General features: G+C 73.1%; 12 protein-coding genes. 9 read left to right on the top strand and 3 right to left on the bottom strand.

All coding sequences use genetic code 11. The annotated features are described in order from the left end of the window. Positions 1-72: 72 nt before the first annotated feature. Both LG634_RS24365 and LG634_RS24360 read left to right on the top strand, forming a co-directional pair. The gene (locus LG634_RS24365) at positions 73-663 is read left to right on the top strand and encodes a TetR/AcrR family transcriptional regulator (protein ID WP_226736261.1); all 591 of its coding nucleotides are present in this window, start codon (positions 73-75) and stop codon (positions 661-663) included. Between the two features lie 108 nt (positions 664-771). Beyond that, on the top strand, positions 772-3,009 hold the full coding sequence (locus tag LG634_RS24360; protein WP_226736259.1) for an MMPL family transporter: 2,238 nt from the start codon (positions 772-774) through the stop codon (positions 3,007-3,009). Between the two features lie 6 nt (positions 3,010-3,015). Here LG634_RS24360 and LG634_RS24355 read toward each other — a convergent pair whose 3' ends face one another. Beyond that, entirely contained in the window at positions 3,016-3,438 is a 423-nt protein-coding gene (locus LG634_RS24355; RefSeq protein WP_226736257.1) for an SsgA family sporulation/cell division regulator, read from the bottom strand. 228 nt (positions 3,439-3,666) lie between these two features. Here LG634_RS24355 and LG634_RS24350 point away from each other — a divergent pair, with 228 nt between their 5' ends. The 4 genes from LG634_RS24350 to LG634_RS24335 all read left to right on the top strand — a co-directional run bounded on the left by LG634_RS24350 (position 3,667) and on the right by LG634_RS24335 (position 7,559). Beyond that, positions 3,667-4,755 carry an energy-coupling factor ABC transporter permease gene (locus tag LG634_RS24350; protein ID WP_226736255.1) on the top strand — a complete coding sequence of 363 codons (1,089 nt, stop codon included), beginning with the start codon at positions 3,667-3,669 and terminating at the stop codon, positions 4,753-4,755. A gap of 1 nt (position 4,756) precedes the next feature. Then, complete coding sequence (gene cbiQ / locus LG634_RS24345) at positions 4,757-5,518, top strand: cobalt ECF transporter T component CbiQ (RefSeq protein ID WP_226736254.1); 762 nt, start codon at positions 4,757-4,759, stop codon at positions 5,516-5,518. Then, positions 5,515-6,273 (top strand): energy-coupling factor ABC transporter ATP-binding protein, encoded by a 759-nt coding sequence (locus LG634_RS24340; protein ID WP_308072654.1) that lies wholly within the window; start codon positions 5,515-5,517, stop codon positions 6,271-6,273. Before cbiQ ends, LG634_RS24340 begins: the two co-directional genes overlap by 4 nt. A gap of 62 nt (positions 6,274-6,335) precedes the next feature. Further along, the gene (locus tag LG634_RS24335) at positions 6,336-7,559 is read left to right on the top strand and encodes a serine hydrolase domain-containing protein (protein ID WP_226736252.1); all 1,224 of its coding nucleotides are present in this window, start codon (positions 6,336-6,338) and stop codon (positions 7,557-7,559) included. Positions 7,560-7,624: 65 nt separating this feature from the next. On the opposite strand, the gene LG634_RS24330 is transcribed toward LG634_RS24335, so the two are convergent. Together LG634_RS24330 and LG634_RS24325 are read right to left on the bottom strand one after the other, a co-directional pair. Continuing rightward, positions 7,625-9,241: a penicillin-binding transpeptidase domain-containing protein gene (locus LG634_RS24330; RefSeq protein WP_226736250.1), complete on the bottom strand. Its 1,617-nt coding sequence runs from the start codon at positions 9,239-9,241 to the stop codon at positions 7,625-7,627. Between the two features lie 125 nt (positions 9,242-9,366). Next, positions 9,367-11,115 (bottom strand): dolichyl-phosphate-mannose--protein mannosyltransferase, encoded by a 1,749-nt coding sequence (locus tag LG634_RS24325; RefSeq protein ID WP_372482483.1) that lies wholly within the window; start codon positions 11,113-11,115, stop codon positions 9,367-9,369. A gap of 61 nt (positions 11,116-11,176) precedes the next feature. Here LG634_RS24325 and rsmI point away from each other — a divergent pair, with 61 nt between their 5' ends. The 3 genes from rsmI to LG634_RS24310 all read left to right on the top strand — a co-directional run bounded on the left by rsmI (position 11,177) and on the right by LG634_RS24310 (position 13,652). Beyond that, positions 11,177-12,073, top strand: coding sequence for a 16S rRNA (cytidine(1402)-2'-O)-methyltransferase (rsmI, locus tag LG634_RS24320; protein ID WP_226736248.1), 897 nt, complete (start codon positions 11,177-11,179; stop codon positions 12,071-12,073). A gap of 160 nt (positions 12,074-12,233) precedes the next feature. Beyond that, positions 12,234-12,719, top strand: coding sequence for a hypothetical protein (locus tag LG634_RS24315; protein WP_372482482.1), 486 nt, complete (start codon positions 12,234-12,236; stop codon positions 12,717-12,719). A 30-nt stretch (positions 12,720-12,749) separates the two neighbouring features. Then, positions 12,750-13,652 (top strand): TatD family hydrolase, encoded by a 903-nt coding sequence (locus LG634_RS24310; RefSeq protein ID WP_226736247.1) that lies wholly within the window; start codon positions 12,750-12,752, stop codon positions 13,650-13,652. Positions 13,653-13,812 lie beyond the last annotated feature (160 nt).

The raw sequence follows: 13,812 nt of genomic DNA, 5'->3' as shown, positions 1-13,812 counted from the left end.
TTCGTTTCGCATGGGCTCCGAGGTATCGTCTTCATCGGTACGAAACAGTTTCGTTCGGATGGGAGTCCGGAGATGGCCGACACGGTCACGTCCCGGCGCAGCCGGATCACCCCGGAGCGGGAGGCCGAGCTGCACGAGGCGGTCCTCGACCTCCTGCGGGAGGTCGGCTACGAGGCGCTGACCATGGATGCCGTCGCCGCCCGCACCAAGTCCAGCAAGGCCACCCTCTACCGCCAGTGGGGGAGCAAGCCCGAGCTGGTCGCCAGGGCGCTGCGCTGCACCCAGCCGGTCTCCCTCCGGGAGATCGACACGGGCAGCCTCCGCGGGGACCTCGGCCGCATGGTCGACCTGTCCGACGACGCGCAGATGGCGAAGGACACCGCGCTCATGCGGGGCCTGACCCATGCGGTGCACGAGAGCCCGGAACTCCACCGCGCGCTCCGGGAACTCCTCGTCGACCCCGAGATCACCGGCCTCCAGGCGATGCTCCAGCGGGCCGTGGACCGGGGCGAGGTGGCCCCGGACTGCCCGGCCCTCCGGTTCGTGCCGCACATGCTCATCGGGACGTTCATCGCGCTCCCGCTGATCGAGGACCGGTCCGTCGACCGGGCCTTCCTCTCCGACTTCATCGATTCCGTGGTCTTCCCCGCCCTCGGGATCTGAAAGATCCGAATGCTCCACCCCAGCAGGACCACCTGACACGCCGCTCTCGTCGTCGGGCCGGCTTCCGCATGCCCTTCCCAACCACGACCTGAACGGGAGTACCACCCCGTGGCAACCTTCCTGTACCGACTCGGCAGGGGCGCCTTCCGGCGCCGCGGCCTCGTCGCCCTCATATGGGTGGCACTGCTGGTGCTCGCCGGTGTCGGCGCGTCCTCCGCAGGCACCCCGAAGGCCGGTTCGTTCTCGATACCCGGCACGGAGGCCCAGCGCGCCTTCGACCTGATGGAAGAGCGGTTCCCCGGCCAGCGCGCCGACGGAGCCACCGCCCGCGTCGTCTTCAAGGCGCCCGAGGGCAAGAAGGTCACCGACCCCGCCGTGAAGGCCGAGGTCGAGAAGACCGTCAACGGCCTGCGCGGCGGCTCCGACCAGGTGGCCAACGTCGCCGACCCGTACCAGAGCAAGGCGATCAGCCAGAGCGGCGACACCGCCTACGCGTCCGTCTCGTACAAGGTCAGCTCGATGGAGCTGACCGAGGAGACCCGGGAGGCCCTGAAGGACTCCGGGGAGGCGGCCCAGGAGGCCGGCCTGACCGTCGAGATCGGCGGTGACGCGCTGATGACCATGCCGGAGCAGGGCTCCGGCGAGATCATCGGCGTCGCGGTCGCGGCGATCGTCCTCGTCATCACCTTCGGCTCGCTGGTGGCCGCCGGCCTGCCGCTGCTGACCGCGCTGATCGGCGTCGGCATCGGCATCTCCTCGATCACCGCGCTGGCCAACGTCCTGGACCTGGGCTCCACCACCTCGACGCTCGCGATGATGATCGGCCTCGCGGTCGGCATCGACTACGCGCTCTTCATCGTGTCCCGCTACCGGGCCGAGCTGGCCGACGGCCGGGACCAGGAAGAGGCGGCCGGCCGGGCCGTCGGCACCGCCGGCTCCGCCGTGGTGTTCGCCGGTCTGACCGTGGTCATCGCCCTGGTGGGCCTGGCCGTCGTCAACATCCCGATGCTCAGCAAGATGGGCTTCGCGGCCGCGGGCACCGTGGTCATCGCGGTCCTCGTCGCCCTGACGCTGGTCCCGGCCATGATCGGCTTCGCCCGCAAGCGGGTGCTGCCGGCCGGCACCAAGTCCCGCCTGTTCGGCAAGGGCAAGCCGGCCGGTGCGGCCGACAAGCCCAACGGCGGCACCCGCTGGGCCCGCTTCGTCCTGCGCCGCCCGCTCGTCGTGCTGCTCGTCGGCGTGATCGGCCTCGGCGCGATGGCCGTCCCGGTCTCCAAGCTGGAGATGGGCCTGCCGGACGAGGGCTCCCAGCCCACCTCCACCACCCAGCGCCGGGCGTACGACCTGCTCTCCGACGGCTTCGGCCCGGGCTTCAACGGCCCGCTGCTGATGATCGTCGACGGCAAGGACGCAAAGGACCTGGACCAGGCCGTACGGAAGGTCACCGACACGGTCAAGGGCATGGACGGGGTCGCGGCCGTGGTGCCCGGCATGCCGAACAAGGCCGGCAACACCTCGACCGTCACCGTGATCCCCAAGGACCGCCCGTCCTCGGAGAAGACCGAGGCGCTGGTCCACGAGATCCGCGACGCGGGTCCCGGCATCAAGAAGGACACCGGCGCCCAGGTGCTGGTCACCGGCCAGACCGCGATGAACATCGACTTCTCGCAGAAGATGAACGACGCGCTGCTGCCCTACCTGGCGCTCGTCGTCGGCCTCGCCTTCCTGCTGCTGATGCTCGTCTTCCGCTCGGTCCTGGTCCCGCTCAAGGCGGCCCTCGGCTTCCTGCTCTCCGTGGTCGCCGCCCTCGGCGCGGTCGTCGCGGTCTTCCAGTGGGGCTGGCTCGGCTCGCTCTTCGGGGTGGAGCAGACCGGTCCGATCATGAGCATGATGCCGATCTTCATGGTAGGCGTGGTCTTCGGCCTCGCGATGGACTACGAGGTCTTCCTCGTGACCCGGATGCGCGAGGCGTACGTCCACGGCGAGCGCCCCGGCCAGGCCATCGTGACCGGGTTCCACCACGGCGCCCGGGTGGTCACGGCCGCCGCGGTGATCATGATCGCGGTGTTCGCGGGCTTCATCGGCTCCAGCGAGCAGATGGTCAAGATGATCGGCTTCGGCCTGGCGATCGCCGTCTTCTTCGACGCGTTCGTCGTCCGCATGGCGATCGTGCCCGCGGTGCTGGCGCTGCTCGGCCACAAGGCCTGGTGGCTGCCGGGCTGGCTGGACAAGCTCCTGCCCAACGTGGACGTCGAGGGCGAGGGCCTGCGCAAGCACCTGGAGTCCGGCGAGGCCGGCCGCGGCCAGGACGACCCGGACACCGACCGCCGGCTGGTCAACGCCTGACGGCGCTCAGCGCCTCGCCCGCGGCATCCCCTGCGCGGAAACCGGCGGCCCGTCCGTACCCCCATCCGGGTGGTGCGGGCGGGCCGCCGCGTACGTACGGCGCAGGAAGCGGCGCAGCGCCGCGCTGTCGAACTGGACCACGGCGACCCCCTCCGGCGAGTGGAGTTCGACCACGGTCTGCACCCGCCCGGCCGGCCAGACCCGGACGTCCCCGCTGCCGGTCGGCGACTGCAGGCCGGTCTCCAGCAGGGTCAGGGAGAAGACCCACTCGTTCTCCGTGCCCTCGGGGGAGAGCCCGGGCGGGAAGACGATGCGTACGGCCAGCGGCTCGGCCGGGGCGAAGCGGAGGGCGACCGGTATCGCGCGGTAGAGCGGGTCGTCGGTGATCACGCGTGCGCGCACCCGTTCTTCGATCGGCGCAGAAGTCACGGCCCGCTCCTCTGGTCCTCGGCCCCCCACTCGATCCTCTTTGCATATAAATGTTGCATATTGAGGTGATTTTTACCTCCGCTTTTGTGCGCCTCCTGTGCCACCCCTCCTGCTTTTCGTGATGTGGACGCTCTTGCATGTGGTTTGCAGGTGAGCACTATTCTTGAGCGGTTAAAGGTCCTGTAAGCAGCGCAGACCTCCGACACCGCAGGAAGCGGAGCCCTCCCCATGCATGTGCCCGACGGATTCATCAACACACCCGTCTCCGTCGCCGCCGGCGTCGTGGCCGCCGGCGCCGTCGCCGTCAGCCTGCGCGGCGCGCGCCGCGAACTCGCCGGAGCGGGCAGCGGAGCCCTGGCCGGCGCCGACCGCACCGCACCGCTCGCCGGCCTGGTCGCCGCATTCGTCTTCGCCGTCCAGATGCTCAACTTCCCGGTCGCCGCCGGCACCAGCGGACACCTGCTCGGCGGAGCCCTCGCCGCGATACTCGTCGGCCCCTACACCGGCGTGCTCTGCATCTCCGTGGTCCTCCTGATGCAGGGCCTCCTCTTCGCCGACGGCGGCCTGACCGCCCTCGGCGTCAACATCTCCGTCATGGGCGTGGTCACCGTCCTCGTCGCATACGCCGTCTTCCGCGGCCTGCTCGCGGTGCTGCCCCGCACCCGCCGCTCGGTGACCGTGGCCTCCTTCGCCGGCGCCCTGGTCTCCGTACCGGCCGCGGCCGCCGCCTTCACCGCCCTCTACGCCGTCGGCGGCACCGCCGACGTCTCGCTGGGCAAGGTCCTCACCGCGATGGTCGGCGTCCACACCCTCATCGGCATCGGCGAGGCCGCCATCACCGCCGCCACCGTCGGCGCCGTCCTCGCCGTCCGCCCCGACCTCGTCCACGGAGCCCGCGGCCTGACCGCCCCGCTCCGGCTCCGCGTCGGCGGCGAGCTGGTCGAAGCGCCCGCCGCGGCGCCCGCGCCCGCCGCCGCCCGGTCCACCCGCACCTTCCTGGCCGCCGGCCTCGGCACCGCGCTCGTGCTCGCCGGCATCGTCTCCTTCTACGCCTCCGCCAGCCCCGACGGCCTGGAGAAGGTCGCCGCCGACCAGGGCATCGACGCCACCGTCGAGGAGCACGCCGCCAAGGACTCCCCGCTCGCCGACTACGGCGTCAAGGACGTCGACGACGCCCGCCTCTCCGGCGGCCTGGCCGGCGTGATCGGCGTCGGCGCCACCGTCGTCGTCGGCTCCGGGATCTTCTGGGCGGTCCGCCGCCGCTCCGCCGACGCCCCGGCGCCCGCCCCCGCCGCCACCTCCGGCGGAGCCGCCTGACATGGGCGCCGGCCACGCCCACCGGCTCTACCGGTCCGGCAACTCGCCCGTCCACCGGCTGCCGCCGCACTGCAAGCTCGCCGCGGTCTTCGCCTTCGTCGTGGTCGTCGTCTCCACCCCGCGCGAGGCCGTATGGGCCTTCGGCGGCTACGCCGTGCTGCTCGCGGGCGTCGCCGCCACCGCCCGGATCCCGGCCGGCTTCGTGCTGCGCCGGCTGCTCATCGAGATCCCGTTCGTGGCCTTCGCCGTGCTCATGCCGTTCGTCGCCGAAGGCGAGCGGACCGAGGTCCTCGGCCTCTCCCTCAGCGTCTCCGGGCTCTGGGGCGCCTGGAACGTCCTCGCCAAGGGCACCCTCGGCGTCGCCGCCTCGGTGCTGCTCGCCGGCACCACCGAACTGCGCGAACTGCTGCTCGGCCTCCAGCGGCTGCGGCTGCCCGCCCAGCTGGTGCAGATCGCCTCGTTCATGATCCGCTACGGCGACGTGATCACCGACGAGATGCGCCGGATGTCGATCGCCCGCCGCTCCCGCGGCTTCGAAGCACGCGGCGTCCGGCACTGGGGCGTCCTGGCCAAGACCGCCGGCGCCCTCTTCATCCGCTCGTACGAACGCGGCGAGCGGGTCCACCTGGCCATGGTCAGCCGCGGCTACACCGGCACCATGCCGGTGATCGACGACGTGACGGCCTCCCGTGCGCAGTGGGCGCACGCGGCCGCCCTGCCCGCGGCGGCCCTGGCCGTCTGCCTGATCGGACGGACCCTGTGACCAGCACGCCCCCGCCCTCGCTCGACGTGACCGGCCTCGCCTTCGCCTACCCGGACGGCCACCAGGCCCTGTTCGGCGTCGACCTGACCGTCGGCCGCGGCGAGCGGGTCGCCCTGCTCGGACCGAACGGCGCCGGCAAGACCACCCTCGTGCTGCACCTCAACGGCATCCTCGGCGGCGGCGTCGGCACCGTCCGCGTCGCCGGCCTGCCCGTAGACAAGCGGAACGTCGCCGAGATCCGCCGCAAGGTCGGCATCGTCTTCCAGGACCCCGACGACCAGCTGTTCATGCCGACCGTCCGCGAGGACGTCGCCTTCGGTCCGGCCGCCGCCGGACTGCGCGGCGCCGAGCTGGACGAGCGGGTGCGCACCGCCCTCGACCGGGTCGGCATGGCCGGCTTCGCCGACCGGCCGCCGCACCACCTGTCGTTCGGGCAGCGCCGCCGGGTGGCGGTCGCGACCGTCCTCGCGATGGAGCCGGAGATCCTGGTCCTCGACGAGCCGTCCTCGAACCTCGACCCCGCGTCCCGGCGCGAACTCGCCGACATCCTGCGCTCCCTGGACGTCACCGTCCTCATGGTCACGCACGACCTGCCGTACGCCCTGGAGCTGTGCCCGCGTTCAGTCGTCCTCAGCGAAGGCGTCATCGCCGCCGACGGTCCGACCCGCGACCTCCTGTGCGACGAGGAGCTGATGCGCGCCCACCGCCTGGAGCTGCCGTTCGGCTTCGACCCGCGGACGGTGCCGGCCATCTAGGACCGACTCCGGGGAGGCCGCTCCCGACCCCGGAAGCACACGGATCCGTTCCACGTTGCACCATGTGGGTCGGCGCCGCAGGGGCGCCGGAGCGGTATTCCGAGGAGCACGACGTGGACGTCCAGGGCAGCGTGGCGGCCGGATACGAGCCGGTCAGGGACGCCTTCGTCCGCAACTTCGCCGAGCGCGGCGACCGCGGCGCAGCCGTCGCCGTCTACCGCGACGGACACAAGGTCGTCGACCTGTGGGGCGGCATACGCGACGCCGACGGCGGCCCCGGCACCGCGCCCTGGGCCGAGGACACCGCCCAGATCGTCCGCTCCGCCACCAAGGGCGTCGCCGCCGCCGTCCCGCTGCTCCTGCACGAACGCGGCCTGCTCGACCTCGACGCGCCGGTCGGCTCGTACTGGCCCGAGTTCAAGGCCGGCGGCAAGGACCGGACCCTGGTCCGCCACCTGCTCGCGCACCGCGCCGGCGTGCCCGCCCTCGACACCGGACTGACCCCCGCCGAAGCCGCCGACGGCACCACCGGACCGCGCGCCGTCGCCGCCCAGCAGCCCGCCTGGGAGCCCGGCACCGACCACGGCTACCACGCCCAGACCTACGGCTGGCTGCTCGGCGAACTGGTCCTGCGGGTCACCGGCCGCTCCCTCGGCAGCTGGCTCGCCGACGAGATCACCGGCCCGCTCGGCCTCGACCTGTGGGTCGGACTGCCCGCCGACCGCGCCCACCGGGTCGGCCGGGTCGCCGCCGTCGCCGCCCCGCCGGCAGCTGCGGGCGCCCTCAAGACCCGCCCCCGGCGCAACGTCACCGCCGCCTGGGACGACCCCGCCTCCCTCACCCGGCAGGCCTTCGCCGCGATCGACCCGCTGCCCGACGAGAACGACCCGGCCTACCGGGCCGCCGAACTGCCCGCCTCCAACGGCATCGCCACCGCCCGCGCCCTGGCCCGCTTCTACGCCGCCACCTTCGGCCCCGTAGACGGCGGCCGCCGGCTCTTCGCCCCGCAGACCACCGCCCTCGCCGGCACCGAGCAGTCCGCCGGCCCGGACCGGGTCCTCGTCGTCAGCACCCGCTTCGGCCCCGGCTTCATGCTGCACGGCCCGGCCTCCCCGCTGCTCTCCCCAGCCTCGTACGGACACCCCGGCCGCGGCGGCTCCCTCGGCTTCGCCGACCCCGACTCCGGCCTGGCCTTCGGCTACGTCACCAACACGCTCGCCAAGTCGGTCACGGCCGACCCCCGCGCCCAGGCCCTGATCCGCGCGCTGAAGTCCGTACCGGCGTAGAGCGGTCCGGGGCGGCCCGTCCGTCCGGAGGCCGGGCATGAGGGCCCCGGCGTGGAGGCCCGGGCTCAGCCCGCCCTGAGGACCGCGGCGACCAGCGGGCCCGCCGCCTCCGCGCCGTGCCCGCCGCCCGCGACGAACGCCGCGGCGGCCAGGTCGCCGCTGTAGCCGGTGAACCAGCTGTCCGGGTTCACCGCGCCGTCGACCTCGGCCGAACCGGTCTTCGCCCCCTTCGGCCCCGGCACCCCGGCCATCGCCGCGGCCGCCGTCCCGGAGACGGCGGTCTGCCGGAGCATCTGCCGCAGCTGCGCCGCGACCGCCGGCTTCATCCGGCGCTCCGCCACCGCGACCTGCCGACCGCCCAGCTCCGCCGGCACCAGCAGCGGCTGCCGGAACACGCCCGTCTGCGCGGTCGCGAGCACCGAGGCGACGGTCAGCGGGTTCATCCGCACCCGGCCCTGCCCGATGTACGCGGCGGCCGACTCGGCGCCCGTCGACTCCGGCACGTCGCCGTCGAAGGTGGACACCCCGGTCTGCCACTCCAGGCCCAGCCCGAACACCTCGCGGGCCTCCCGCGGCAGCGCCGCGTCGTCGTCGACCTGCTTGATCTGCTTGATGAAGGCCGTGTTGCAGGACCGGGCGAAGGCCGTCCCGAACGTCGCCGACGCCGGCAGCGAGAAACCGCCCTGGTTGCGGAACGACTTCCCGTACCAGGACACCGTCTCCGGGCACGGCGCCGGCCGCCCGGCCGCCACCAGCCCCCGGTCCAGCAGCATCGCCGCCGTCACGATCTTCAGGGTGGAGCCGGACGGCGTGGTGCCGAGCAGCGCCGCGTCGAACCCGTCCGCACGGTGGTTCGCCACCGCCAGCACGTCCCCCGTGCTCGGCCGGAGCGCCACCACCGAGGCGTTCGCCCGCCCGGCGACCGCCCGCTCGGCCGCCGCCTGCACCCCCGCGTCCAGCCGGGTCGGGATCCGGCCCGGCCGGCCCGGGTCCAGCGTCAGCAGGTTCCGCCGGGGCGCGTCCGCGGCGGCCGGCTCGATCCACAGCTCGCTGCCGCCCGACCCGCCCGCCTGTGCCGCGTACCGGCTGCGCAGCTCGTCCAGCACCCGCCGCAGCGACGGGTACCGCTCGGCCGTGAGCACCTTCCCGTGCCGGTCCGTGATCTGCACCGGCGGACTGGCAGGAGAGCCCGCGCGCAGCGACTCACCGCGGCGCAGCTGCGGGTGGATCACGGACGGCTGCCAGTCGACCAGCGGCGCCCGCGTGGTCACGCCCCGCGCCACCGTCAGCTCCGACGCGTACGACAGCGGCTTCGTCTTCCCCCCGAACGACACCTGCGCGCGGACCGTGAACGGCACCCTGGTCCCCACCGGCCGCCCCGCGGTGATCACGGCCCCGGTGACGTGCGCCTCGTCGCGGAAACCGGCGACCGCCACCCGCGCCGCCTCCTGGTTGTTCGTCAGCCGCGCCGCCCGGTCCGCGTCACCCGCCGCCCAGGCCGCCAGGAACTCCGTCGCCGTGCGCCGCGTCTCGGCCGCGTCCGGCGGTCCCGACGCGAGCTCCGCCTGCGCCCCGGCCGACCCCAGCGGCTCGTCCCACAGGCTGTACACCCCGTACCCGGCCCCGCCGGCCATCGCGAGGAACACCCCGCCCACGATCGCGGCCTTCGCCCCACCCCGCACCGCACTGCCTCCCCGTATTTTGAACGCGCTCAAAAAGCATGCCCAAAATACGGGGCCCGGCCGCTCCTGTCGTGAGTAGAACTACTCAGAAGCCCCGCAATGGCCGGAAACGCACGCCCGCCCGGTCAGATCCAGGTGTCGAACCACATCCGGTTCCGCCAGGACTCCATGGGGAGGGTCTGGCCGGTGTAGATCGGATAGAAGTAGATGAAGTTCCACACGATCAGCAGGACCAGGACGCCCGAGGCGATGGCGCCGACCGCGCGCCGGCGTTCCGAGGAGCCTGCCGGCCCGAGCAGGGCGCCGATCATCATCGCCACCGCCAGGCACAGGTACGGGACGAACACCACCGCGTAGAAGTAGAAGATCGTCCGCTCCTGGTAGTTGAACCAGGGCAGGTACCCGGCGGCCAGGGCGCACAGCACCGCGCCCGCCCGCCAGTCGCGCCGGAACAGCCACCGCCACAGCACGTACAGGACCGCGAAACAGGCCGTCCACCACAGCAGCGGCGTGCCCAGCGCCAGCACCTCGCGGGCGCACTTGGCCGTCTCCGTGGCCGGGCAGCCGTCCGTGCCGGGCGCCGGGGACTCGTAGAAGTACGAGACCGGGCGGCCCAGGACCAGCCAGCTCCACGGGTTCGACTCGTACGTGTGGCCCGAGGTCAGGCCCACGTGGAACTGGTAGACCTCGTACTCGTAGTGCCACAGGCTGGTCAGCCAGTCCGGCAGCCACGACACCCCGCCCTGCTGCGCCGACCAGTCCCGGAAGTAGCCGCCCTTGCCGTTGTCCGGGCTGAGGATCCAGCCCGTCCACGAGGCCAGGTACACGCCGATCGCGACCGGGACCGTCGAGAGGAAGGCCGGCAGCACGTCCCGCAGGAACGTGAACAGGTACGGCTGGCCCGCCCCCGCCACCCGCCGCGCCGACGCGTCCCACAGCACGGTCAGGATGCCGAAGAACGCCAGCACCACCAGGCCGTTCCACTTCGTGCCGAACGCCAGCCCCAGGCACACCCCTGCCACCAGCCGCCACGGCCGCCACCCCAGCCGCAGCGTCTCCGCCACGTGCGCGTCCGGCCGGGCCCGCCCGTCCTCGTCGAGCGGCAGCGCCGCCGCCAGCCTCGCCCGCGCCTTGTCCCGGTCGACCAGCAGCGCCCCGAAGGCCGCCAGCACGAAGAACATCAGGACCAGGTCGAGCAGTGCGGTCCGGCTCATGACCAGGTGCAGGCCGTCCACCGCCAGCAGCGCGCCGGCCAGGCAGCCCAGGAACGTCGAACGGAACAGCCGGCGGCCGATCCGGCACAGCATCAGCACCGACAGCGTGCCCAGCAGCGCGGTCATGAACCGCCAGCCGAAGGGATCGAAGCCGAACATCCACTCGCCGAGGCCGATCACCCACTTGCCGACCGGCGGGTGCACCACGTACCCGGGGTCGGTCGGCAGCGCCACCCCGTCCGGGTTGGCGATGATCGCCTTGTCGATGTCCTTGGGCCAGCTCGCTTCGTAGCCCTGCCTGATCGTGGCCCAGGCGTCCTTGGCGTAGTACGTCTCGTCGAATATCACCGCCTTCGGGCTGCCCAGGTTCACGAACCGGAGCACCCCCGCGACCAGCGCGACCAGCAGCGGACCCGCCCACGCCAGCACCCGCAGCAGCGGGGCCGCGGCCGTCGGAGAGACCCCGAACGCCGCCCACAGCTGCGGCGACGGCTTCGCATACGGCGGCACCAGGCGCGTGCGCACGTCCGCGCGCCCCGCCGCGGACGGGGTGTAGCCGAAGCGGCGGAGCCGGTCCGGCCACGAGGACGGCCCGTCGGCGCCCGGGGGGCCGGGCGGAGCCCCGGTGGGGCCGGTCGGGGGAGTCGCGGTTCTGGTCACCGGGTCATCGTAGGGAACGCGTCTGTGCGGGACAGGTGATCGGGGCTGCGAGGATGGACGGGTGACAGATCAGCAGCCTTCCCCCGTACCCGCCGCAGGCTCCGCCGGCGTGCTCGTCCTGGCCGGGACGCCCATCGGCGAGATCTCCGACGCGCCGCCGCGGCTGGCCGCCGAGCTGGAGACCGCCGACGTCGTCGCCGCCGAGGACACCCGGCGGCTGCGCGGCCTGACCCGGGCGCTGGGCATCCACACCTCGGGCCGGGTCGTCTCCTACTTCGAGGGCAACGAGTCGGCCCGTACGCCCGAACTCGTCGAGGCGCTGGAGAACGGGCAGCGGGTCCTGCTGGTCACCGACGCCGGCATGCCGTCCGTCTCCGACCCCGGCTACCGGCTGGTCGCCGCCGCCGTCGAGAAGGACATCAAGGTCACCGCCGTGCCCGGCCCGTCCGCCGTGCTGACCGCGCTGGCGCTGTCCGGCCTGCCCGTCGACCGGTTCTGCTTCGAGGGCTTCCTGCCCCGCAAGGCCGGCGAGCGGCTCGGCCGGCTCCGCGAGGTCGCCGCCGAGCGCCGCACCCTCGTCTACTTCGAGGCTCCGCACCGGCTCGACGACACCCTCGCCGCCATGGCCGAGGTGTTCGGCGCCGACCGCCGGGCCGCCGTCTGCCGCGAACTGACCAAGACGTACGAGGAGGTCAAGCGCGGCGGACTCGGCGAGCTGGCCGCCTGGGCCGCCGAGGGCGTGCGCGGCGAGATCACGGTCGTCGTCGAGGGCGCCCCGGAGGCCGGCCCGGCGGAACTGGACGCGGCGGAGCTGGTGCGCCGGGTGCGGGTGCGGGAGGAGGCAGGGGAGCGCCGCAAGGAGGCGATCGCGGCCGTGGCTGCGGATGCAGGCCTACCCAAGCGCGAGGTGTTCGACGCCGTCGTGGCGGCAAAGAACGCGGAGCAAAAGGTGCCATAGGCCGGTAAAGAGCTAATCTGAAGAGCAAAGATTAGGCCGCGCACCGGGCGCTTTGGGCATGAACTGTCCAAAGGCGGCTCAATACTCGACAGGGCCTGATGCGCTCCCGCCGGAACAGGCGTCCACTGGCAGCAGACTCCAGCGGACCGAAGGAGCTGGCATGAGTGAGATCGCAGAACCCCCCGTCCCGGCGCCGGCCGCCCCCCTCGACGCAGCGGTACACACCGTGCGCGAGGCCTATGCCTTCGCGTGCATGAAGTGCGGATACGGCTGGGAGCAGTCGTACGAGATCGAGCACCACGTGGACGGCAAGGGCCGGCCGTTCATCATGTACACCGTCAAGGGCGAACGGGTGCCGTCCCCGCTGTCCAGCCCCACCTGCATGAACTGCGGCGGGCACGTGGTGCGGATCATGCGGGAGGGTCAGGTCTCCTCGGTGCTCGGCGTGGTCGACCAGCTCTTCCACCACCGGATCGCGCCCGGCATCGCCGGCCCGGTGCCGTCCACCGGCGACGACCACGAGGGCCGGCGCAGGGCGCCGAAGCACGCCGTGCCCGCGCACGACTCGCCCGGACCGGTGGCCGTGGCGCAGGCGCCGCGCGAGGGTCTGCTCGCCCGGCTGCGACGGGTCCTGCGCGGCGGCTGAGCCGTTCCCGATCCTCATAAGATCGGATCCATGAGCTCTTCGAAGGACGCCCCGCCGCCGCTGCCCGAACCCCTGCGGGTGGCGGTGGCCGACTCCCACACCCACCTCGACATGCAGGCCGGCACGGTCGAAGAGGGCCTGCGGAAGGCCGCCTCGGTGGGCGTGACCACCGTCGTCCAGGTGGGCTGCGACGTGAAGGGCTCGCTGTGGGCCGCCGAGACCGCGGCGCAGTACGAGAACGTCCACGCGGCGGTCGCGCTGCACCCGAACGAGGCGCCGCGGATCGTGCACGGCGACCCAGGGGGCACCTCCCAGCCCCTTGGGGCTGGGGGAGGATGGTCGCGGCAGGGGGCGCGGGTCGCCGGCGGGCAGGCCGCGCTCGACGAGGCGCTCGCGGAGATCGAACGGCTCGCCGCACTGCCGCACGTCAAGGCCGTCGGCGAGACCGGGCTCGACTACTTCCGCACCGGGCCGGAGGGCATGGCCGCGCAGGAGATGTCCTTCCGGGCACACATCGAGATCGCCAAGCGGCAGGGGAAGGCGCTCGTCATCCACGACCGGGACGCGCACGCGGACGTGCTGCGCATCCTGCGGGAGGAGGGGGCGCCGGAGCGGACGGTGTTCCACTGCTACTCCGGGGACGCGGAGATGGCGCGGGAGTGTGCGGCGGCGGGGTACTACCTGTCCTTCGCCGGGACCGTCACCTTCAAGAACGCGCAGGCGCTGCGGGAGGCGCTGGCGGTGACCCCGCTCGAACGGGTCCTGGTGGAGACCGACGCGCCCTACCTGACGCCCGCGCCGTACCGCGGACGGCCCAACGCGCCATATCTCATTCCCGTCACGGTGCGCGCGATGGCGGCGACCCTCGGCCTCCCCGAAGACACCCTCTGCACGGCCCTGGCCGCCAACACGGCCCGCGCCTTCGCGTACTGACCCCGACCGCGCCCCCCTGCTGCGGGGGCCCCGCCGGGCGACGGCGCGCCCGACGGACGACACGCTCGGTAGCCGGGCGACTTTGGTCGGTGACGGTTGCTCCGCTAGTGTCCCCTGCCCGAAAGGCGGCCGGCCGGAGCAGGGAGCAACCGTCGTGAGC

The sequence above is a fragment of the Streptomyces bambusae genome (assembly GCF_020532645.1).
Classification (GTDB): Bacteria; Actinomycetota; Actinomycetes; order Streptomycetales; family Streptomycetaceae; genus Streptomyces; species Streptomyces bambusae.
Note: the sequence above shows the minus strand (reverse complement) of the source record. Positions and strands in the feature narration are given on the sequence as shown.

Bases quoted from the DNA above. Each gene is read 5' to 3' on its own strand.
- LG634_RS24335 (WP_226736252.1), top strand. From the start codon at position 6,336: ATGTGGGTCGGCGCCGCAGGGGCGCCGGAGCGGTATTCCGAGGAGCAC.
- LG634_RS24350 (WP_226736255.1), top strand. From the start codon at position 3,667: ATGCATGTGCCCGACGGATTCATCAACACACCCGTCTCCGTCGCCGCC.
- LG634_RS24315 (WP_372482482.1), top strand. From the start codon at position 12,234: ATGAGTGAGATCGCAGAACCCCCCGTCCCGGCGCCGGCCGCCCCCCTC.
- LG634_RS24365 (WP_226736261.1), top strand. From the start codon at position 73: ATGGCCGACACGGTCACGTCCCGGCGCAGCCGGATCACCCCGGAGCGG.
- cbiQ (WP_226736254.1), top strand. From the start codon at position 4,757: ATGGGCGCCGGCCACGCCCACCGGCTCTACCGGTCCGGCAACTCGCCC.
- LG634_RS24310 (WP_226736247.1), top strand. From the start codon at position 12,750: ATGAGCTCTTCGAAGGACGCCCCGCCGCCGCTGCCCGAACCCCTGCGG.